Source organism: Pseudomonas trivialis (assembly GCF_036864995.1).
In the GTDB taxonomy this organism is placed as follows: domain Bacteria; phylum Pseudomonadota; class Gammaproteobacteria; order Pseudomonadales; family Pseudomonadaceae; genus Aquipseudomonas; species Aquipseudomonas trivialis.
Map to the genome: position 1 here is coordinate 1,373,183 of NZ_CP142151.1, position 20,321 is coordinate 1,393,503.

A 20,321-nucleotide genomic window follows, 5' to 3' on the forward strand; every position below is an offset into this window, starting at 1 on the left:
GGGCATCGAAAATACCGTGCACTCATTCGGATCATTAACGATGATCAAGTTGTGGGAGGGGCTTGCTCCCACAGGGATTTGTATCAGGCGAGGAGGTCCTGCAGGATGGCCAGGTTATCGGCTTCCTCCACCGCCTTGTCCTGGCGCCAGCGCAGCATCCGTGGAAATCTCACTGCAATCCCGCTCTTGTGCCGCTTGGACAGGGCAATGCCTTCAAACCCCAGCTCGAACACCATGCTCGGCGTCACGCTGCTGACCGGGCCGAATTTTTCCACGGTGGTCTTGCGCACGATGGCGTCGACCTTGCGCATTTCTTCATCGGTCAGTCCCGAATAGGCCTTGGCAAACGGCACCAGCGTGCGCTCGGTGCCGGGCGGCCCGTCCCACACGGCGAAGGTGTAGTCGCTGTACAGACTGGCGCGGCGGCCGTGGCCGCGTTGGGCGTAGATCAACACCGCATCGACGCTGAACGGATCGACCTTCCACTTCCACCACAGGCCCATATCCTTGGTGCGGCCAACGCCGTAGAGGCCTTTGCGATCCTTGAGCATCATGCCTTCCACGCCAAGACTGCGTGAGGCTTCACGCTGTTCGGCCAGTGCTTCCCACGTGTCGGCCTGCAACAACGGCGAGGGCAGCAGCACGGGCTGGTCGCACGCGCTGATGACCTGTTCGAGCTGCGCGCGGCGCTCGGCCTGGACATGATTGCGCCAGTCTTCGCCCTGATATTCCAGCAGGTCGTAGGCGAGTACCGCGACCGGGGCATCCTCCAGCACTTTCTTGCTCAATGTCTTGCGGCCAATGCGCTGTTGCAGCAGGGCAAAGGGTTGCACTGCGTCTTTCCACACCACAATCTCGCCGTCGATCACCGTGCCGTCCGGCAGGCCGCTGACCAGGCTGTGCAGCTCGGGGAAGCGCTCGGTTACCAGTTCTTCGCCTCGCGACCAGATCCACAAGCGGCCTTCGCGCTTGACCAGTTGTGCGCGGATGCCGTCCCACTTCCATTCCACTTGCCAGTCCGTCGGCGAGCCGAGCAGCGTGTCGAATTGCTCGACCGGCTGCGACAGGCCATGGGCGAGAAAAAACGGATAGGGCTGCCCGCCGCGTTGCGCATGTTCGTCGGATGATTCAGGCGCAATCAGCTTGAGGTAACCCTCGGCCGTAGGACGATTGGATAAATCGGTGTAGCCCACCAGCCGCTGCGCCACGCGCTTGCTGTCCAGATCGGCCATGGCGGCGAGGGCGCGGGTGACCAGTAGCTTGGACACGCCGACGCGAAAGCTGCCGGTGATCAGCTTGATGCACACCATCAGGCTGGGCTGGTCCAGCTGCGACCACAACGCGGGCAGACGTTCGGCCAGGTCCATTGGCGACAGGCCGCGCAGGGGCAACAGTTTTTCTTCCAGCCAAACGGCCAGGCCATCCTGCGAGGTGTAGGTGGATTCGGGCAATAGCAGGGAAATGGTCTCGGCCAGGTCCCCGACCGATTGGTAGCTCTCTTCGAACAGCCAGGCTTCGATGCCTGACGCTTGGGTGGCCATGTCCCTTAAAAGGCGCGTGGGCACCAGTTGCCGGGGCCGGCCACCGGATAAAAGTACACCGCCCAGGCGGCATCTTCTGGCGGCGCCTGCAGGAAGTAGGCTTGCAATGCGGCGAGCTTGGCATTGCTGGAGGTGGTGGCGTCGAGGTTGGCGTACAGCTCGGCGAAGGCCTTCATGCGGTGGCCTCTTCTTCGTCGTCACCGTATTCGGTGGTGAAGCCCTGGGCGTCCAGGCCTTTTTCCCGCAGATGGCGCACCAATACACCCACCGAGCCGTGGGTGACCATCACCCGTTCGGCGCCGGTTTGCTCGATGGCCCACAGCAAGCCCGGCCAATCGGCGTGGTCGGACAGCACAAACCCCCGGTCTACGCCGCGACGCCGCCGCGTGCCGCGCAGGCGCATCCAGCCGCTGGCGAAGGCGTCGCTGTAGTCGCCAAAGCGCTTGATCCAGCTGCTGCCGCCGGCAGACGGCGGAGCGATGATCAGCGCCTTGCGCAACAGCGGGTCGGTTTTTTTGAAGTCACCTGCGTAAAGGGTTTCGGGAATGTAAATGCCGGCCTCGCGGTACACCCGGTTCAAGGGCTCGACGGCGCCATGGCTGAGGATCGGGCCGATGCTCGCGTCAATGCCGTGCAGGATGCGCTGAGCCTTGCCGAAGGAATAACAGAACAGCACGCTGGCCTTGCCGGCGGCGACGTTGGCCTGCCACCAGTCGTTGATGCCGGCGAAAATCTGCGCCTGGGGCTGCCAGCGATAGATCGGCAGGCCGAAGGTGGATTCGGTGATGAACGTGTGGCAGCGCACCGGTTCGAACGGCGCACAGGTGCCATCGGGCTCGACCTTGTAATCCCCGGATGCGACCCAGACTTCACCCTGGTATTCGAGGCGCACCTGGGCCGAGCCGAGTACGTGCCCGGCCGGATGAAAACTCAGGGTGACGCCGTGGTGCACCAGCCGTTCGCCGTAGGCCAGGGTTTGCAGGTTTATGTCCTGGCCCAGGCGCGAGCGCAGAATGCCTTCGCCGGGCGCCGCAGCCAGGTAGTGTTGATTGCCGGTGCGGGCGTGGTCGCCATGGGCATGGGTGATGACGGAGCGTTCCACCGGGCGCCAGGGGTCGATGTAGAAATCTCCGGCGGGGCAGTAGAGGCCTTCGGGACGGGCGATGACAAGGTCCATGGGGTGACCGGGGAGGTGGGCTTGTCTATTTTGAGGCGGGGGCGAGCGGGTAAGTTCTATCTGAATGCATGGGGCTCAACGGTGGGAGGGGGCTTGCTCCCGATAGCGGTGGATCAGTCAATAAATGCAGTGACTGACACTTTGCTATCGGGAGTAAACCCCCTCCCACATATTGATCCGGGTTCTTCAATAAGAACCCGATTTACTTGCCAGGCGTCAGGGTGAGCCGGTTTTTGCCATACACCTTTTCGAAGTTCTGCGGCTGCATCGGGAAGCTCTGGTACTGCGCCTTGAGCGCCGGGTCAATGCCATTGGCATAGTCGGGGCTGACCGGGTTGCCGGACTGACCGCTGCCGCCCTGGCCCATCATCGGTTCCACCTGACCGAAGTCGACAATCATGCGCAGTGCCGGCACCTGCGTGGTGTCGAAACTCTGGCCCCAGCTGTACGGTGCCGGGTTCAGGGTATTGTGGTCGCCACCACTGGCAAACGGGCCACGGATGACCTGGCCACTGGTGCTCTTCCAGGTGGTGCTGTGCAGTTTGCCCCACTGCCAGGCCGTGTGATCAGTGCCCAGTTGGCTGTCGCCGGCGCTGATCGCGGCGGCGAGGCTGCGGGCAAGGATAGTGGGCTTGTCTTCTTTTTGCGCCGTGCGCACATCGTCCCAGAACGGGCTGTCTTCGCGGCCCAGCAGGTGGTCGGCGTTGGCCGGGTAAGAGAGGTTGGCATTGCTGACAAAGGCTTTCCAACTGGCGCTGGTATCCGGGCCGAGTTCGTCGAGGAAGATCTGCCGCGTACTCTCTTGCAGGAACAGCTCGTAGATCGCCGCGTCGGAGGAGGATGGCGCAAGGCGCCCATCGAACGCCATCAGGCGGCCCAGCGCTTCACGCGCCTTGGCCTGTTCGGCCGCAGGCAGCGCAGCAATCGCCTGTTTCAAGGGCTGGGCCATGCCTGGCGCCTGGAACATGGTCTTGAGCTTGGCGGCGAATGGGGTGGTCTGGTCGTACTGCATGGCGATCATGCTGCGGCTGTCATGCTTGCCGGCGTTGGCCAGTTGCGCCAGGCGCTCGCTGCGCTCCGGTGCGTCCCAGGAATTGGACAGTTGCATGCCATAGCCACGCGGCGCGGTGCGCTGGTTGGCGGTGCCGATCCAGCCCTGGACCGGGTCCTGGTCATAGGGGTGCAGCATCGCGTCGGCGTAGCCGTCCCAGTCAAAGCGCGTGTCCCAGCCCGGCGAGGGCAGCAGGCCTTCGCCTTCGCGGCGGTTGGGGAAGCGGCCGGTGACCTGCCAGCCAATGCTGCTGGCGTCGGCGAACACCATGTTCAGCGCAATCGCACGGATTTCGCGGGTGGCGTCCGACGCCTTGCCGATGTTTTGCGCGCGGGACAGGTCGAAGAACGCATCCAGGCTCTTGTCGTCCTTGAGGTAGGCCGTTTGCAGGGCCAGGCCAAAACCACTGGTGAGTGCCTGGCTGCTGTTAAGCAGGGCTCCGTGGCGGGTTTCGTACACCACTTCACGAATCGAGCCACGGCCCTTGATGAAGAACGTTTCGTTACGCACGCCGGCCGGCAACCACTTGCCGTTGTTCTCGTAGTACAACGCGCTGCCCTGGCGTTTGACCTTCTCCAGGAACAGGTCCTGGGTGTCGCCCTTGACCGTGCTCATGCTCCACGCCACTTTGCCGTTGAAACCGGACAGCAGGGTCGGCAGGCCGGCAATCGAGGCGCCCGCGGCCTGGTATTTCGGCGCGCGGATCTGCACGTAGCTCCACGGCGACGGCGCTTGCGGCTGGGCCGCGAGGTCGTTGGCCAACAGGCTCTTGCCACTGCGGCTGCGTTGCGCGCCGATTGCCCAGTTGCTCGAGGTGGTCACCGCCAGCGCATTGAGCGTGCTCAGTTGCTGGCTGACCGTGTCCAGCCCGGCGAGGCCGGTGATCTGGCTGAGGTTCACGCCTTTGAGCTTATCTGCCTCGGCCAGCGGGATGGGTTCGTCCGGCGCGCTGGGGGTGAGCCAGGCGAGTTTGTCGACGCCGACTTTTTGCGCCAGTACCAGCGAAGACAGCTCTTCCTGCAGGTTGGCCGACTCGCTGAAATTGAGCAGGCAGAACAACAGCGCCGAATCTTCCGGCTTCCAGTATTCGGGCTTGTAGCCGGTCTGGGCCAGGTCCGGCGGCAGCTTGTCGCGGTAGCGGAACAGGTAGGCATTGACCCCGCGCGCATACACTTCGAAGAAGCGCTTGAGGCGTGGACTCGATGCGTTATACAGCTCGCCGGCGCTTTTTTTCAGGTTCACGGCGCGCATCAAGCGGTCGACATCCAGCACGTCAGGGCCGGCCATTTCCGCCAGACGGCCCTGGGCCAGCAGGCGCAGGGTGACCATCTGGGTGATGCGGTCGCTTGCGTGCACGTAGCCGAGGCTGAACAGCGCATCGTGGAAGGTATTGCTCTCGATCAGCGGCATGCCCTGGGCGTTGCGGCGTATCGACACATTCTGGGCCAGGCCTTTGAGCGGCTGCACGCCGGCAACGGGCGGCAGGGTGTCCTGGGTGCTCTGGAGCTGGCAACCGGCCAGGCTTAACGCACTGGCCACTGCCGCGGCAACGCCGAACCGGGGAAGAAAACGTGAGAGGGCTGGCGAGGCCATGGCAAAGCTCCTGCGGGGGTAGTTTTGGGTAAAACATCGCACATCAACGTGGGAGGGGGCTGGCGCCCGATGGCTGAGTGCCAGTCGCTGCATCTGTTGACTGGTCCACCGCCATCGGGCGCAAGCCCCCTCCCACATTTACATCTTCAGGGTGACTTAGACCCCGTGGCACTTCTTGAATTTTTTCTCGCTGCCGCAGGGGCAGGGATCGTTGCGACCAACGTCCTTCAATGCATTGCGCACCGGCTCCTGATGAGCGTGGCCGCAGTTGGGGCCGTGGACATGGCCGTGGTCGTGATCATGGTGCTCGTGATCGTGGTTGCAGTCAGGACCATGGACATGGGGTTGCTGAGTCATCGATGTCGCTCCGGAATAAAATCGCCGGGGATTATCTCGCCATTGTGGGCCACCTGCACGTCATTACCGATGAACAAGCCGGTTTTCAGCTCGCCCTCCAGGCGATAGGGCACGGGCCGGTCGGGGTTTTTGAGCATATGCACCACTTCGCGTATCTGCGGCCAGAGGTTGGTGCGCACCGATACCCTGAATACCGCATGGCTGCGCGGTGCCACGGTGAGCCATTCATTGGACTCGCCTTCGGTCAACACGAAGTCGCCCAGGCTGACCTTGTAGATCAGGCCGCGCACGGTAAGGTCGGCGTCGTCGCGGTTGTCCACGCGGAAATACAGCCTGAATTTCTGTTCCAGCAACTTGGCGCGCACCACTTCGACCTTGACCAGCGAGACGTGAGGCGGCGGCGAATCGTCCTCGAACCACGAGGCGCAGCCGGTAAGACCCAGGGTCAACGCCAGCATCAAGCTGAGTATACGAAGCATGGCGTGTCCCTGTTCTGGTGGTGTTAGAGGTAGCCTGCGCAACATTTCTTGAATTTTTGTCCGCTGCCGCACAGGCACGGATCATTGCGCCCGACCTTCACCTCAACGGTGGGGTCGATGAAGTACCAACGCCCGTCATTCTGTACGAAAGAAGACTGTTCGCGGTGACTATGTTCACCCGTGCTGTCATGCCAGCGAGCGGTAAAGGTCACAAAGGCATGTTCCGGCTGGCCGCCGAGCACTTCGGAACTCTCCACCTCAAGCCCCAGCCAGGTGCTCTGCGCGCTCCAGGCAGCGATGGCGGCGCGGTCGAGGCCGGGTTGCTGGGCCGGCAGCGTGGTCGCCACCAGATAATCGATCAGGCCCAGCACATAGGCGCTGTAGCGCGAGCGCATCAGTGCGCTGGCGCAGGGAGCCGGGTGGCCGTTGTGGTAATGGCCGCAGCAGGCATCCAGCAGGTTGCCACTGCCGCAGGGGCAAATGGGTGTGCTCATGGGTTACCACCAATACTTTCCGAAATTTTCCGGGTTGGCCCAGAAGCGGGCATTGAGCCAGTCCGGTACCTGTTTATAGTCAAGCAGATCGTAGGTGAACAGCGTCAGCACTTGTTCGTCGCGCTGGAAACGCTCGCCGGCCTGCAGGGCCAACGAGAAGAAGTCGGTGTCTTTCCAGCCGCAGGCGTCGAGGTCTGCCAGCACTGCGATGCGACTGGCATTGAGGTTGCGGATGCCGCCGAGCAGCGTCAGGCCCTGTGGCTTGGAAAGGTGTTCCAGGCAATCGACCGCCAGCGCCAGGTCAAAGCGCTGCGCCGCCAGGTGCACAGGCAGCGGACCGGGTTCGGCGACGGCGATAAACGTGTCGGGATGCGCCTGTTTAAACGCCTCCAGCGCCGGAAAGCGGCTGGCGCCCAACAGCAGCAGGCGTTTGGGCTGGTGCAGGTCGAGCAGGGCGGCCAAGGCTTGCTGGGGGGTATGGGCAGAAATACCGGCGGTCATCACAGATCCTCACATCAGAGCCGTAGAGACTAGCGCGGCTGCGCCCGCGGGCCTAGAGCCAGGGAGACAGAAAAAGCGCTGCTGAAGTTTTTTGATGCTTTACTGGCAAATCGCCTGCAGAAGTCGTTACTGTGGCCCTGATAACAATTTGAAAAGAGTCAGGAGCCCCATGATGCGTAAGGTTTTTCTGTTGGCCCTGTTGGTCAGCCCCATTGCCCTGGCCCAGAGCGTCAGTGTCGAAACCAACTCATTGATGCGCCTGCCCAGCAGCACCAGCGTGTTGCAACTCGAGCGCCTGGACGTAGCGGATTACGGCACTTTGCTGATTCCGGCGACGATCAGCCAGGTGACGGTGGAGGAACTGCACCTGGGCCGCGAAGCACGCATCGCCATCGTGCCGGGTAATACCGCGCTGCAACTGCAGGTGCGCCAGGCTCAACTGGAACACGGCAGTCAGATCACCTCGCGCGGAGCCCCGGGCACCCATGAAAAACCGGCCAGGGCGGGGCGCGATCTCACGTTGCGGATCAATTCGCTGACGGCTGAAACATTGTCGGTGGACGCCCGTGGCGGCGCCGGTGCCCAGGGTTATGCCGGGCTCGATGGCGCCAATGGTGAAGACCCGGGTTGCACCTGGGGTTCGGCCGGTCGCGGTTTCAACGGTGATAACGGCGGCGACGGTTTGCCGGGGGCAGCAGGGGCGACGGTACGGGTTGAACTGCCGCAGGACTTCCCGGCCGAGAGCATCAAGGTCTGGGTCGATGGTGGGCCTGGTGGCTTGGCCGGTACTGCGGGTAAACCAGGCAAGGGCGGGCAATCGAAGGGATGCGTGGTGTACCGCGCCGATGGCGGCGACAAGGGCCGGCCTGGTCTGGAAGGGCAGCCGGGGCCGGCCGGGCCTGCGGGGTCTGTGACCCTCCAGCGGCTGTGAGTTGCCTGGCCTGATGCTATCGGGCGCAAGGTCCTTCCCACATTTTGAACTGTGAATACCTTCAAATGTGGGAGGCGGCTTGCTCCCGATAGCGGACTAAAAGGCCGCCTCAGAACATCGGCCGAGCCGAAGCAATCGCCACCACCACCAACCCCACAATCAAATTGACGCCCACCAGCCTGCGAATCTGCCCCAGCGCAGCAGCGCCCGCCGGCCAGTCCTCGGCCACCACCGCCGCGCGCAATTGCGGGAACTTCAGCGCCTGGATGCGGATAAATAAAGCCGTCATCACCAGATACAACCCCATCATGACCTGCACATAACGCGGCGCCGTTTCAAAGCCGCTGAAGCGCAGTTGCAGCAGTCCCACACCGCTGATCGGCAAAACCAGCACCGCCACCCACACCCACACGAAAAAACGTTGAAACACATTTGCCCACAACCTGAGCCGGGCAGGGCCCTCAAGTGCCGCCACAGCGGCGGGACGCAGGATCATCCAGGCGAAAAACATACCGCCAACCCATATCAGGGCGGCCAGTACATGCAGGGTGTAAGCGAGGCTGAAGACGGTCATTGTGGTACTCCGTTCTGCGCGGGATTAATTAGCGGGGTATGATAGCGGCCGATCCGAACCACTGAAAATTTATCCAGCGTTTTTTGCGCCCGACTATCCATGATCAGCACTGAACTCAAAACCACGATCCAGGGCGCCTACTCGCGTTTTCTCGAAGCCAAGAGCTTGAAACCGCGCTACGGCCAGCGCCTGATGATCGCCGAAGTGGCGAAAGTCCTCGGGGATATCGACACCGACGACGAAGGTCGCCGCGAGGGTGACCCTGCGGTCGTGGCCGTTGAAGCCGGCACCGGTACCGGCAAGACCGTGGCCTACAGCCTGGCCGCGATTCCCACGGCCAAGGCCGCCGGCAAGCGCCTGGTGATCGCCACCGCCACCGTCGCCCTGCAGGAGCAGATCGTCTACAAGGACCTGCCCGACCTCATGCGCAACAGCGGTCTGAATTTCACCTTCGCCCTGGCCAAGGGGCGCGGCCGCTACATGTGCCTGTCCAAGCTCGACGTGCTGTTGCAGGAAGGCCATGCGCAAACCGCCACTGCCTCGCTGTTCGAAGAAGAAGGCTTCAAGATCGAAGTCGATGAAGTCAGCCAGAAACTGTTTACCAGCATGATCGAAAAATTGGCCGGCAATAAATGGGACGGTGACCGCGACAGCTGGCCCACCGCCCTCGAAGATGCCGACTGGGCACGCCTGACCACCGACCACAGCCAGTGCACCAACCGTCATTGCCCCAACTTCGGCCAGTGCGCCTTCTACAAGGCCCGCGAAGGCATGGGCAAGGTCGACGTGATCGTCACCAACCACGACATGGTGCTGGCCGACCTGGCCTTGGGCGGCGGCGCCGTGCTGCCGGACCCGCGCGACACCCTCTACGTATTCGACGAAGGCCACCACCTGCCGGACAAGGCCATCGGCCATTTCGCCCATTACACGCGCCTGCGTTCCACCGCCGACTGGCTGGAAACCACCGCCAAGAACCTTACCAAGTTGCTCGCCCAGCACCCGCTGCCGGGCGAGCTGGGCAAGCTGATCGAACAGGTGCCGGAGCTGGCGCGCGAGATCAAGACCCAGCAGCAGTTCATGTTCAGCGCCTGCGAGCAGGTGGCCGATTTCAAGCCCGGCGAAGACGTGGAAGGCCGTGAGCGCCCGCGCCATCGCTTCGTTGGCGGGCTGATCCCCGAGCACATGCGCGAAATGGGGGTTGAACTGAAGAAGGGCTTTTCGCGCCTGACCGATCTGTTCACGCGCCTGACCGATCTGCTCAAGGAAGGCATGGACGGCGAGGTCAACATCGGCATCGCCAGCAATCAGGCCGAGGAATGGTACCCGCTGTTCGGCAGCCTGCTGTCCCGTTCCCAGGGCAACTGGGAGCTGTGGACCGCCTTCACCGTTGAAGACCCGGAAGACAACCCGCCCATGGCCCGTTGGCTGACCCTGTCGGAAAGCGGTGCGCTGTTTGATATCGAGGTCAATGCCAGCCCCATCCTTGCCGCCGAAATGCTGCGCCGCAACCTGTGGAACGTGGCGTATGGCTGCCTGGTAACCTCGGCCACGCTGACCGCCCTGGGCTCCTTCGACCGTTTCCGCATGCGTGCCGGCCTGCCGAAAAAGGCGGTTACCGCCGTGGTACCGAGCCCCTTCCATCATGCCGACGCCGGCGTGCTGCGCGTGCCCGACCTCAAGGCCGACCCGCGTGATGCGCCGGCCCACACCGCCGCGATCATCCGTGACCTGCCGGGCCTGGTTGAAGGCTCGCGCGGTACCCTGGTGCTGTTCTCCTCGCGCAAACAGATGCAGGACGTGTTCGATGGTCTGGACCGTGACTGGCGCAAGCAAGTGTTCATCCAGGGCAACCTGTCCAAGCAGGAAACCCTGAACAAGCACAAGGCACGGGTCGATGGCGGCGATTCCAGCGTGCTGTTCGGCCTGGCCAGCTTTGCCGAAGGCGTGGACTTGCCGGGAGCCTACTGCGAACACGTAGTGATCGCGAAGATCCCGTTTTCGGTGCCGGATGACCCTGTCGAAGCGGCACTGGCCGAATGGATCGAGGCGCGCGGCGGCAATCCGTTCATGGAAATCTCGGTGCCGGATGCTTCACTCAAGCTCGTGCAGGCCTGCGGTCGCCTGCTGCGTACCGAGGAAGACCGGGGCACCATCACGCTGCTTGATCGGCGCTTGGTCACCCAGCGCTATGGCAAGGCTATTCTCAATGCCTTGCCGCCGTTCCGGCGTGAAATTTCCTAAGCCACTGTGGGCGAATTCGCCCACTTCGTGGTCTCTGTTATCGACGTATTTCATCAGGCCATTCATCGGCCGTCTGGAGAACCTTGCTCGTATGATTCGCACGCTGCCCGCTCTTTTTGCCCTGCTGTTCGCCGCGCCCTTGATGGCCGCGCCGGCCGGGCAACAAACGCTGTTCAACTTCGTGCGCCCCGCCGATGTGGTCAAGGTGGCGACCCAGGACGCCAGCCTGCCGCAGTACAACGCCGAGCAAACGGCCGAAGGCGAGGTGCTGCGCCGTATCACCTTCAGCCCTGCGGCCGAACCGAGCCTGGTGCTCAGCCCCCAGAGCGGCAGCTGGGACTGGTCGCAGTCCGGCGCCATGAGCCTGCGTATCCAGAGCGCCATGGACTGGGCCTTGACCCTCTACATCAAGGTGCAGAGCAGCGACGGCAAGACCCTGGTCAGCCGCATCGACCTGCCGGCCGGCCCGGCGCAGACCTTGCTGGTCCCGCTGCAGGCCAATTCGCCCTTGAGCCAGGGCATGAAGGCCGGCCCGCCGATGCCGATCAGCCTCGACGGCCAGCGCGTGTTGCTCGCCGCCAGCAGTGGAGAAATCGACCGCAGCCAGGTGGTGTCGGTGACTTTGTCGATGCTCAAGCCCAATGCCGCCCAAAGCATTCTGCTGGAGCGCTTTGGCGTGCAGGATATCGAACCGGTGATCAAGGCGGCCTATGGCGAACTGGTTGACGCCTATGGGCAATCCACCCGTGCGCGCTGGCCGGAAAAGGTCAGCAGCGACGAGCAACTCAAGGCCGCCGCTGCCCGGGAGCAGCAACAGCTCAAGAGCTGGCTGGCTGAGCGCGACAAGTCCTCACTGGACACATTCGGGGGCTGGAACAAGGGTCCGGCCTTCGAGGCCAGCGGTTTTTTCCGCACCGAGAAGCGCGACGGGCGCTGGTACCTGGTGACGCCGCAGGGCCATCCGTTTTACTCGCTGGGCGTCAACACCGTGGCTGCGGACAACAACCAGACCTACGTGGGCGGTCGCGAATGGATGTTCGCTGCGCTGCCCAAGGCCGGTGAACCCTTCGACAAATACTACGGCAGCAGCGACAACCGCACCGGCAACGGCTCAGGCGAAGGCCGCAACTTCGCCTCGGGGCGCTGGTACGATTTCTACGGTGCCAACCTGCAACGTACCTATGGCAGCGAACACTTTGACCACAAGCGTTGGGTCAACCACACCCTGGACCGTCTGCAGGCCTGGGGTTTCAACACTGTCGGCAATTGGAGCGACGAGGACCTGGCCGACGCCGAACGCGTGCCGTACACCTTGCCGCTGTCGATCGTCGGCGATTACGCCAGCATCAGCACCGGCACCGACTGGTGGGGTGGCATGCCCGATCCGTTCGACCCGCGCTTCGCCATGGCCACCGAGCGCGCCGTGGCCATTGCGGCCCGCGACCATCGCGACGACCCCTGGCTGATCGGCTATTTTGCCGACAACGAACTGGCCTGGGCCGGACCCGGTGATGATCCCAAATCCCGCTATGCGCTGGCCTACGGCACCTTACGCATGACCACCGACGTCCCGGCCAAGCGTGCGTTCCTCAAGCAACTGCGCGACAAATACCGCAACGAAGAAGGCCTTTCCAAAGCCTGGGGCATTCAACTGGCGGGCTGGGAATTGATGGAAGATCCGGGCTTTGAACCGCCGATGCCCAACCCTGAGCACCCGGAAATCGAAGCCGACTTCAAGTATTTCCAGAAGACCTTCGCCGATGCCTACTTCAAGACCATTTCCGACTCGCTGAAATGGCATGCGCCCAACCAGTTGCTGCTGGGCGGGCGCTATGCGGTGAGCACGCCCGAAGCGGTGGCCTCGTGCGCGCAATATTGCGATGTGCTGAGTTTCAACATGTATACGCTCAAGCCTCAGGACGGCTACGACTTCGCCGCGTTGCGCGCGCTGGACAAGCCGGTGCTGATCACTGAATTCAACTTCGGCTCCGCCGACCGTGGCCCGTTCTGGGGCGGCGTGACGCAATTGGCCCGGGAAGAGGATCGTGGTGCGGCGTACGCCACCTTTCTCAAGCAGGCGATGGCCGAGCCTTCGATTGTTGGCGTGCACTGGTTTCAGTACCTGGACCAGCCGGTGACCGGCCGCTTGCTGGATGGCGAAAACGGACACTTTGGCCTGGTGGGTATAACCGATGTGCCATTCCAGGGCTTTGTCGACAGCGTGCGCAAAAGCAACCTGGCGGCGGTCGACCAACTGGGCAAGGCGGCCGAGCAAGCCAGGGCGGCCGGCGCGGTGCGTGAGCATGAAGGCGGCAAGGTCGGGCCGACGGGTGAGGGCGCGGGGAAGGGGGCCGGGCATGCCGGTGGGCATTCCGGGAATGGCCATTGATTCCGCGCTGATGGGTTCACAAATCCTACAAGGGCTGGAACAATGTCCGCCACTTTTAACGGCGTTTTCCGAGGGGGCTTCGGTGCAGGTTCAGGGTCATTACGCGCTCCAGTTTGAAGCTGTGCGCGAAGCGTTTGCCGCGTTGTTCGATGACCCGCAGGAGCGTGGTGCCGGGCTCTGCATCCAGATCGGTGGCGAAACGGTGGTTGACCTGTGGGCCGGCACCGCCGACAAGGACGGGGCCGAGGCCTGGCACAGCGACACCATTGTCAACCTGTTCTCCTGTACCAAGACTTTTACGGCGGTTGCGGCCCTGCAACTGGTGGCCGAGGGCAAGCTGCGGCTGGATGCGCCAGTGGCCAACTACTGGCCTGAATTTGCCGCTGCCGGCAAGCAAGCCATCACCTTGCGCCAGTTGCTCTGCCATCAGGCCGGGTTGCCGGCGATCCGCGAGATGCTGCCTGCCGAGGCGCTCTATGACTGGCAACTGATGGTCGATACCCTGGCGGCCGAGGCCCCGTGGTGGACGCCGGGCCAGGGCCATGGCTATGAGGCGATTACCTACGGCTGGCTGGTCGGTGAGCTGCTGCGTCGCGCCGATGGGCGTGGGCCGGGGGAGTCCATCGTGGCACGGGTTGCACGGCCATTGGGCCTGGACTTTCATGTTGGCCTGGCAGATGAAGAGTTTTATCGTGTTGCCCATATAGCGCGCAGTAAAGGCACTATGGGCGACGAGGCCGCACAACGTTTACTGCAAGTAATGATGCGTGAACCGGCGGCCATGACGACACGCGCATTTGCCAACCCTCCATCCATTCTGACCAGCACTAATAAACCCGAGTGGCGACGCATGCAGCAGCCGGCGGCTAATGGTCACGGTAATGCGCGCAGTCTGGCGGGTTTTTATAGTGGCTTGCTCGACGGTAGTTTGCTGGAGGCCGACATGCTCGAAGAGTTGACCCGCGAACACAGTATCGGGCCGGATAAAACATTATTGACTCAAACCCGCTTCGGCCTGGGCTGCATGCTGGATCAGCCGCAACTGCCCAATGCCACTTTCGGCCTTGGCCCGCGTGCTTTCGGGCACCCTGGCGCGGGTGGTTCGGTGGGGTTTGCCGACCCCGAGCATGATGTTGCATTTGGTTTCGTGACTAATACATTGGGTCCCTATGTACTTATGGACCCGCGTGCACAGAAGTTGGTCGGAATATTGGCCGATTGTCTATAAAGCGCTTGCCGTTTCACAATTTTTTGTTACAAATGCGACTATAAGAAGACGCTGACGGAATAATGCAATTTAACTGTTCTGCAGGCGTCTGTTTATGGGTCAGTCTGACCCCTCCGGTTTTTCTCATTGTGTGGATATCTCATGTTATCGAACAAGTCCTTGGCACTGGCGCTGTGCCTCACTATTACAGGTTGCGCGCAAACGCCACAAAATGATGCCGAAGGAGGGCACTGGTGGTCATTTGGATCCGACAAGGCTGCTACCAAGGACGCAGTGACCCAAACCGACGCCAAGCCTGACGCCAAGCCAACTGCGGGCGCCAAGCCAGCCGCTCCGGCTCCGGCCGCTGCAGCTGCTCCGACACCTGCCACCGCTGCCGCTCCTGCGCCGGCGGCTAAAGCCGACAGCGGCTTCAACTGGTGGCCGTTCGGCGCCAAGAGCACCGACGACAAGGCCGCTGCCGACAAGGCCGACCTGAAAGCCGACGTCAAAGCCGCCACTCCGGCTTCGGACGCTGCGCCTGTCGTCGCCAAGACCGACACCGACACTCACTGGTGGTGGCCGTTCGAAAGCAAGCCCAAGCCATTGGCCAAGGTCGACGTCAGCAACGTGCAGATGCCTGACCCGAAAATTACCCAGGCCTGGCTGGACGACTACGAGCCACGCCTGCGTGAAGCGATCAAGGACAGCAACCTGCAGCTGGAACGTCGCGATAATGTACTGGTGGTGATCGCCCCGGTTGACGGCTCCTACAACCCCAAGCGTCCGGCCATGTTGCTGCCGGTGACCCTGGGCCCGTTCACCCGCGTGGCCAAGGCCGTTGAAGCCGATCCAAAAACGGCCGTACTGGTGCTCGGTCACGTTGATGCCACCGGCACCGCCCCGGCGAGCCAGGCGCTGACCAAGGAGCGTGCACAGTCCATCGCTTCGATCTTCAGCCTCAGCGGCCTGAAGCAGGATCGTCTGATGCTGCGCGGCATGGGCGACCTGATGCCGCGTGCGGCCAACGACAGCAACCAGGGCCGTGCGCTGAACCGTCGCATGGAAATCATGTTCACGCAGCGTACAACCATGTTGGCGCTGCTGAGCAAGTACAACTCGGGCAAGACCCCGCCTGTGGCTGAAATGGTCGCCGTGCAGAATGTTCCTGCACCGGCGCCGGCTGCCAAACCTGCGGCCAAGGCTCCGGCGAAAAAGGCTGCCACCAAGAAAGCCGCTGCCAAGCCAGCCGCCAAAAAGGCCCCGGCCAAACCGGCTGCGAAGAAAACCGCTCCGGTCAAGGCCAAGGCCGATGCACCCGCTGCGGCTGATCAGGCAAAAAACTGAGTCGTTGAACCACAAGGATAAAGCCGCATGACCCAGGCACTGGCCGATATGCGCCGTGATTACACACGGGACGGTTTGAGCGAGGCCCACGCCCCGAGCGAGCCGTTTGCCTTGTTCAGCCAGTGGTTTGCCGATGCGGTGAGCACCGAGCAGGCCCCGGTCGAGGCCAATGCCATGACCCTGGCCACGGTCGACGAGGATGGTCGCCCGCACTGCCGCATCCTGTTGCTCAAGGGCCTGGATGCGCAGGGCTTTACCTTCTTTACCAACTATCAGAGCGCCAAGGGCGAGCAACTGGCGGCGCGTCCGTTCGCGGCCATGACCTTTTTCTGGCCGACCCTGGAGCGCCAGGTGCGCATCGAGGGGCGGGTGGTCAAGGTTTCGCACGAGGAATCGGATGCTTATTATCAGGTCCGTCCCCTGGGCAGCCGGCTGGGTGCCTGGGCTTCTCCGCAGAGTAAGGTCATTCGTGACCGTGAAGAACTGCAGGCACTGCTCAAGGCCACCGAACAGCGCTTCAGCGATACGCAGCCCGACTGCCCCGAGCACTGGGGAGGCTATCGCTTGCTGCCGGAGCGTATCGAGTTCTGGCAAGGCCGTTCCAGCCGCCTGCATGATCGGCTGAACTACCGCCTGCAAGGCACCGACTGGACACGCGAGCGCCTTGCGCCCTGAGCTTCACCTTTCGTCACTCGACTTGAATGTTGCCTGCTGCGCTGGAGTCTTAACTCAACAGATTCCGGGCGCTTTCGGCCGTGCGGCTACACTGGTGAAGAGTGTTGTTGCAGTGTTATCCGCAACGGGACGGAAAACCGTTCGTCGATTTTTCGGGTGATGGCAGTCTGTACTCTGGCTGAATGAAAGCAATTTTCTGACGTGAGTGCCGTGACAGGCGGCAGGTGGCAGCGTCTAATGAATACCTGTCCTTTGGAGTTGATGCTATGCGTAAGTCCGTTTTACTGGTTGCCTGCTTTACCACCCTGTCGTTGCTGCTGGGTGGCTGCGCCTCGAGTCTGACCGGCGACTCGTACTCCCGTGACGAAGCACGTCGTGTGCAGACCGTTCGCATGGGCACCATCGAATCCCTGCGTCCGGTGAAAATCGAAGGCACCAAGACCCCAATCGGCGGCGCTGCAGGCGCAGTCATCGGCGGCGTGGGCGGCAGCGCCATCGGCGGCGGCCGTGGCAGCATTGTCACCGCCGTCATCGGCGCCGTCGCCGGTGACCTGCTAGGCTCGGCCACCGAAGAAGGCCTGACCCGCACCCAGGGTGTGGAAATCACCGTTCGCGAAGACGACGGCAGCACCCGCGCTTATGTGCAGGCCGTGCAGGAAAATGAAATCTTCCGTATCGGTGATCGCGTGCGCATCATGACGGTTGACGGCACCAGCCGCGTTACGCGCTAAACGTCGGTCGTGGAAACACAAAACCCCAACCGGGTGACTGGTTGGGGTTTTTTCGTTTCTGATGCTTTTCGCGGCGTTTATTTCCGGGCGTCAGGTAAACATCTCTATGTCATCCATCGCATCATTCACGGATGCGGATAAGGCGGTGCCCCTTCTTCTTGCTTGTTCGAACGCAGGGATGATTTTCGTCATGTCTATCTCTCCGAATCGACGTGCGATGTGACCTATCGCTACGATAGCGGCTGATGCGATGTCATCGTCAGGGTGCCCGATAAACTGGAGGCACGTGTTTTGTGCCCATCCTCCGTCCATTTCATTCAGCCCAATCGAGATCAATGCCTCTGTTACCTTGCTTCTATCCGTCGTTGCTAAATAACGTACTGCTTCATCGTGATCCAATGATGGGTCGTGGTATCGCATAGTCATTTTGTATCTCCCAATATTTTTCCCTTGCGGTTGGTCTTTCCGGCTCTGATCAAGGCGTTTTTCATCTCCTGCCGTAAGCCACTCCAGGGCCTTACGTGCGCGTGATAGGAGCCTTCAGCTGTGCGGTCTATCACCACAAACTCCTTGGTGTGTGGATCAATTGCTATACGTCTACGCGAGTTGGGTGGATTTACTTCTATCGACTCATTGAGTGAATCCAATCCGTTTTCAGGCCTTTTACTTTTAACTGAGTTTCCCTTCTTGCCGTGATAAGGCGCGTCCTCATACTTCCAGCTTACGACGATATACAGGGGCCTGACCCCGGAGTCCGCGGGGAAGACGAGAATGAAGTCCCTGTACTCAGGCGGGTAAATCGGGTCGACAATAATCGTCGCGGCGTTTTCGGTCGGCGGATATACCCATATGTGCGGTATCGATGGTGCCGCTTCCAGTGCCGGTATTCCGAGTGTATTGGCGGGGTCTGCGGCAGGTGTCCAGATCAGCTCAATGCCATCACCCAAGTGGGCGATGTATTGCGTTCCGGATACCTGAAACTGCACGACATCGACCATCTCCCAGTCGAGATTCTTTCCGGTATAAAAGGCATAGCCCTTGAGCGTGCCGTCGTCTCGTTGTTCGATATGCAGTCGGACGCGAGTGCGTGCCCTGGCCATGGAGCGCAATTGTTCTTCGCTGTAGAGCGCACTGTCACCGAGGTTGGAGGGCCAGACCAGAGCAACCAGGCCTGCCAGAAAGCCTGCACCGACGGTACTGGCACCGGCAGCGGCGATTGCTGCTGTGTGTTCTGCGATGGCGCTGCCGCCTAGTGCCAATGCCCCCAGCCCGGCAGGTATTGCCGCGCCGCTGACTTTTCGCAAGGGCAAACGGCCAGTGGCGTCAGCTTCCAGCGCTCCCAGCAGTGCGTACTCGCCGTAATCCTTGAGTTGATCCAGAGGCACATAACCGGTCGGATCGTGGTAATCGATGAGTGCGTCCGGCAAGTTGCATGACTTGGCAAATACGCAACCCACCTTGGGGTCCTGAGGCGTTGGTGGCTTCACCCGGAAATACGCTTCTTCAGCAATCTGCCGGTCGATCATTTCTCCATGAACGCGCTGCTGGCTTGCCGTCCGGGCCGCTAACTGAGCTTCACTCATGGGCTCAAGTCGTCGATACCCGCCGGTCCCGGTGCCGTAGGATCGCCAGACTTGAACTACGTCCTTGTTGCTTGCCATTGTGCCCTCCTGGCGCGGTGCTTAACGAGATCCGGCGTAGAAGCCGGGTGCCGACGTTAGAGCAAGACGAGGAGGGTGGATGTAGGAAGGAACTGCGAAACAAGGGGGAATTGGATGAAGCAGGAGCCGGCTCACCGGCTCCTGCTAAAAGGGTCAGGCCTTCTTGCGACTTGCCATCGCCGTCACCCCATAACCAATACACGCCGCGAGTATCGATCCGGTGAGGATCCCCATTCGATCCTCCCCGGCAAACTCGCTGGCGCCTGGCACAAACGCCAGGGAGCCGACGAAGAGGCTCATGGTGAAACCGATTCCGCACAGGATCGCCACGCCGAATACCTGGCCCCAGTTGGCACCGGCAGGCAGGGCGGCGAGGCCGGTCTTGATGGCCAGCCAGGTGAGACCGAATACGCCGACGGTCTTGCCGATCAGCAAGCCGGCTGCAATGCCCATGGGGACGTGGTGGGTGAAGCTGTCCAGAGTGACGCCAGTCAGGGAAACCCCGGCATTGGCGAAGGCGAACAGCGGCAGGATGGCATAGGCCACCCACGGGTGCAGCGCGTGCTCCAGGCTCAGCAGCGGTGAAGTTTCAGCATTTTTGGTGCGCAGCGGAATACAGAATGCCAGCGTCACCCCGGCGAGGGTGGCGTGCACGCCGCTTTTGAGCACGCAGATCCACAGAATCAGACCGATGATCAGGTACGGCCCAAGCTTGACTACGCCCAGCCGATTCATCGCGATCAGGGCCACGAGGCAGGCGGCCGCACCGGCCAGCGCAGCACTGGACAGATCGGCCGAGTAGAACAATGCAATGACGATGATTGCCCCCAGGTCATCGATGATTGCCAAGGTCATCAGGAACAGTTTCAGCGACACCGGCACGCGCTTGCCCAGCAGCGCCAGCACGCCCAATGCAAAGGCAATGTCGGTGGCCATGGGGATCGCCCAGCCGGAAAGCGCGGCGGGGTAGTCCTTGTTGATCGCCCAGTAGATCAGCGCCGGCACCACCATGCCGCCAATGGCGGCTGCGCCCGGCAGTACCACCTGGGACGGTTTGGACAGGTGGCCATCAAGCAGTTCGCGCTTGACCTCCAGCCCGATCAGCAGGAAGAACAGCGCCATCAGGCCGTCGTTGATCCACAACAGGGCCGGTTTGGCGATTTTCAGCGCGCCGATCTGCGCCACCACCGGCACATCGAGAAACGCGGCGTACAGGTGCGACAAGGGTGAGTTGTTGATGATCAGCGCCAGGGCGGCGGCCGCGATCAGCAACAGGCCACTGGCGGCTTCCAGCTGGAAAAAACGGGTAAACGAGCTACGCAGAGGCAAGGGATGCTCTCCAATCCAGAGTCAATAGGCGGCTACCCTA

Annotated in this window: 17 protein-coding genes and 1 pseudogene; 7 read left to right on the top strand and 11 right to left on the bottom strand. The window is 62.0% G+C overall.

From position 1 onward, the window contains the following. Positions 1-83: 83 nt before the first annotated feature. The 7 genes and pseudogenes from VRB54_RS06030 to VRB54_RS06060 form a co-directional block, all read right to left on the bottom strand. A pseudogene (locus VRB54_RS06030) lies at positions 84-1,717 on the bottom strand (ATP-dependent DNA ligase). Continuing rightward, on the bottom strand, positions 1,714-2,718 hold the full coding sequence (locus VRB54_RS06035) for a ligase-associated DNA damage response exonuclease (RefSeq protein WP_057007813.1): 1,005 nt from the start codon (positions 2,716-2,718) through the stop codon (positions 1,714-1,716). The pseudogene VRB54_RS06030 and the gene VRB54_RS06035 overlap by 4 nt, the downstream one beginning before the upstream one ends. A gap of 202 nt (positions 2,719-2,920) precedes the next feature. After that, positions 2,921-5,362, bottom strand: a complete 2,442-nt coding sequence (locus tag VRB54_RS06040; RefSeq protein ID WP_338479929.1) for a penicillin acylase family protein — start codon at positions 5,360-5,362, stop codon at positions 2,921-2,923. A gap of 156 nt (positions 5,363-5,518) precedes the next feature. Beyond that, complete coding sequence (locus VRB54_RS06045) at positions 5,519-5,719, bottom strand: SEC-C metal-binding domain-containing protein (RefSeq protein ID WP_003231158.1); 201 nt, start codon at positions 5,717-5,719, stop codon at positions 5,519-5,521. Next, positions 5,716-6,198, bottom strand: coding sequence for an LEA type 2 family protein (locus VRB54_RS06050; protein ID WP_338479930.1), 483 nt, complete (start codon positions 6,196-6,198; stop codon positions 5,716-5,718). The genes VRB54_RS06045 and VRB54_RS06050 overlap by 4 nt, the downstream gene beginning before the upstream one ends. 23 nt (positions 6,199-6,221) lie before the next feature. Then, the gene (locus VRB54_RS06055; protein WP_338479932.1) at positions 6,222-6,692 is read right to left on the bottom strand and encodes a YchJ family protein; all 471 of its coding nucleotides are present in this window, start codon (positions 6,690-6,692) and stop codon (positions 6,222-6,224) included. Between the two features lie 3 nt (positions 6,693-6,695). After that, positions 6,696-7,193: a DUF6231 family protein gene (locus VRB54_RS06060; RefSeq protein WP_338479933.1), complete on the bottom strand. Its 498-nt coding sequence runs from the start codon at positions 7,191-7,193 to the stop codon at positions 6,696-6,698. Positions 7,194-7,365: 172 nt separating this feature from the next. Here VRB54_RS06060 and VRB54_RS06065 point away from each other — a divergent pair, with 172 nt between their 5' ends. Next, on the top strand, positions 7,366-8,124 hold the full coding sequence (locus VRB54_RS06065; RefSeq protein ID WP_338481060.1) for a collagen-like protein: 759 nt from the start codon (positions 7,366-7,368) through the stop codon (positions 8,122-8,124). A 109-nt stretch (positions 8,125-8,233) separates the two neighbouring features. Here the strand turns inward: VRB54_RS06065 and VRB54_RS06070 are convergent, their stop codons facing one another. After that, positions 8,234-8,698 (bottom strand): CopD family protein, encoded by a 465-nt coding sequence (locus VRB54_RS06070; protein WP_338479934.1) that lies wholly within the window; start codon positions 8,696-8,698, stop codon positions 8,234-8,236. Between the two features lie 99 nt (positions 8,699-8,797). On the opposite strand from VRB54_RS06070, the gene dinG reads away from it, so the two are divergent. The 6 genes from dinG to VRB54_RS06100 all read left to right on the top strand — a co-directional run bounded on the left by dinG (position 8,798) and on the right by VRB54_RS06100 (position 17,291). Then, entirely contained in the window at positions 8,798-10,942 is a 2,145-nt protein-coding gene (dinG, locus tag VRB54_RS06075) for an ATP-dependent DNA helicase DinG (protein ID WP_338479936.1), read from the top strand. 91 nt (positions 10,943-11,033) lie between these two features. Continuing rightward, on the top strand, positions 11,034-13,331 hold the full coding sequence (locus tag VRB54_RS06080) for a beta-galactosidase (protein WP_338479937.1): 2,298 nt from the start codon (positions 11,034-11,036) through the stop codon (positions 13,329-13,331). Between the two features lie 82 nt (positions 13,332-13,413). Next, on the top strand, positions 13,414-14,559 hold the full coding sequence (locus tag VRB54_RS06085) for a serine hydrolase domain-containing protein (protein WP_338479938.1): 1,146 nt from the start codon (positions 13,414-13,416) through the stop codon (positions 14,557-14,559). A gap of 141 nt (positions 14,560-14,700) precedes the next feature. Further along, the gene (locus tag VRB54_RS06090; protein WP_338479940.1) at positions 14,701-15,885 is read left to right on the top strand and encodes an OmpA family protein; all 1,185 of its coding nucleotides are present in this window, start codon (positions 14,701-14,703) and stop codon (positions 15,883-15,885) included. Positions 15,886-15,912: 27 nt separating this feature from the next. Next, positions 15,913-16,560 carry a pyridoxamine 5'-phosphate oxidase gene (gene pdxH, locus VRB54_RS06095; RefSeq protein ID WP_338479941.1) on the top strand — a complete coding sequence of 216 codons (648 nt, stop codon included), beginning with the start codon at positions 15,913-15,915 and terminating at the stop codon, positions 16,558-16,560. Between the two features lie 266 nt (positions 16,561-16,826). After that, positions 16,827-17,291, top strand: a complete 465-nt coding sequence (locus VRB54_RS06100) for a glycine zipper 2TM domain-containing protein (protein ID WP_338479942.1) — start codon at positions 16,827-16,829, stop codon at positions 17,289-17,291. Between the two features lie 90 nt (positions 17,292-17,381). Here the strand turns inward: VRB54_RS06100 and VRB54_RS06105 are convergent, their stop codons facing one another. The 3 genes from VRB54_RS06105 to nhaA form a co-directional block, all read right to left on the bottom strand. Further along, complete coding sequence (locus VRB54_RS06105) at positions 17,382-17,717, bottom strand: hypothetical protein (protein WP_338479944.1); 336 nt, start codon at positions 17,715-17,717, stop codon at positions 17,382-17,384. Beyond that, positions 17,714-18,952, bottom strand: a complete 1,239-nt coding sequence (locus VRB54_RS06110) for an S-type pyocin domain-containing protein (protein ID WP_338479945.1) — start codon at positions 18,950-18,952, stop codon at positions 17,714-17,716. The genes VRB54_RS06105 and VRB54_RS06110 overlap by 4 nt, the downstream gene beginning before the upstream one ends. Before the next feature lie 153 nt (positions 18,953-19,105). Continuing rightward, positions 19,106-20,281, bottom strand: a complete 1,176-nt coding sequence (nhaA, locus tag VRB54_RS06115; protein ID WP_338479946.1) for a Na+/H+ antiporter NhaA — start codon at positions 20,279-20,281, stop codon at positions 19,106-19,108. Positions 20,282-20,321 lie beyond the last annotated feature (40 nt).

Bases quoted from the DNA above. Each gene is read 5' to 3' on its own strand.
- VRB54_RS06105 (WP_338479944.1), bottom strand. From the start codon at position 17,717: ATGACTATGCGATACCACGACCCATCATTGGATCACGATGAAGCAGTA.
- VRB54_RS06035 (WP_057007813.1), bottom strand. From the start codon at position 2,718: ATGGACCTTGTCATCGCCCGTCCCGAAGGCCTCTACTGCCCCGCCGGA.
- VRB54_RS06050 (WP_338479930.1), bottom strand. From the start codon at position 6,198: ATGCTTCGTATACTCAGCTTGATGCTGGCGTTGACCCTGGGTCTTACC.
- VRB54_RS06110 (WP_338479945.1), bottom strand. From the start codon at position 18,952: ATGGCAAGCAACAAGGACGTAGTTCAAGTCTGGCGATCCTACGGCACC.
- VRB54_RS06080 (WP_338479937.1), top strand. From the start codon at position 11,034: ATGATTCGCACGCTGCCCGCTCTTTTTGCCCTGCTGTTCGCCGCGCCC.
- dinG (WP_338479936.1), top strand. From the start codon at position 8,798: ATGATCAGCACTGAACTCAAAACCACGATCCAGGGCGCCTACTCGCGT.
- pdxH (WP_338479941.1), top strand. From the start codon at position 15,913: ATGACCCAGGCACTGGCCGATATGCGCCGTGATTACACACGGGACGGT.
- VRB54_RS06040 (WP_338479929.1), bottom strand. From the start codon at position 5,362: ATGGCCTCGCCAGCCCTCTCACGTTTTCTTCCCCGGTTCGGCGTTGCC.
- VRB54_RS06060 (WP_338479933.1), bottom strand. From the start codon at position 7,193: ATGACCGCCGGTATTTCTGCCCATACCCCCCAGCAAGCCTTGGCCGCC.
- VRB54_RS06070 (WP_338479934.1), bottom strand. From the start codon at position 8,698: ATGACCGTCTTCAGCCTCGCTTACACCCTGCATGTACTGGCCGCCCTG.
- VRB54_RS06100 (WP_338479942.1), top strand. From the start codon at position 16,827: ATGCGTAAGTCCGTTTTACTGGTTGCCTGCTTTACCACCCTGTCGTTG.
- VRB54_RS06065 (WP_338481060.1), top strand. From the start codon at position 7,366: ATGCGTAAGGTTTTTCTGTTGGCCCTGTTGGTCAGCCCCATTGCCCTG.
- VRB54_RS06055 (WP_338479932.1), bottom strand. From the start codon at position 6,692: ATGAGCACACCCATTTGCCCCTGCGGCAGTGGCAACCTGCTGGATGCC.
- VRB54_RS06045 (WP_003231158.1), bottom strand. From the start codon at position 5,719: ATGACTCAGCAACCCCATGTCCATGGTCCTGACTGCAACCACGATCAC.
- VRB54_RS06090 (WP_338479940.1), top strand. From the start codon at position 14,701: ATGTTATCGAACAAGTCCTTGGCACTGGCGCTGTGCCTCACTATTACA.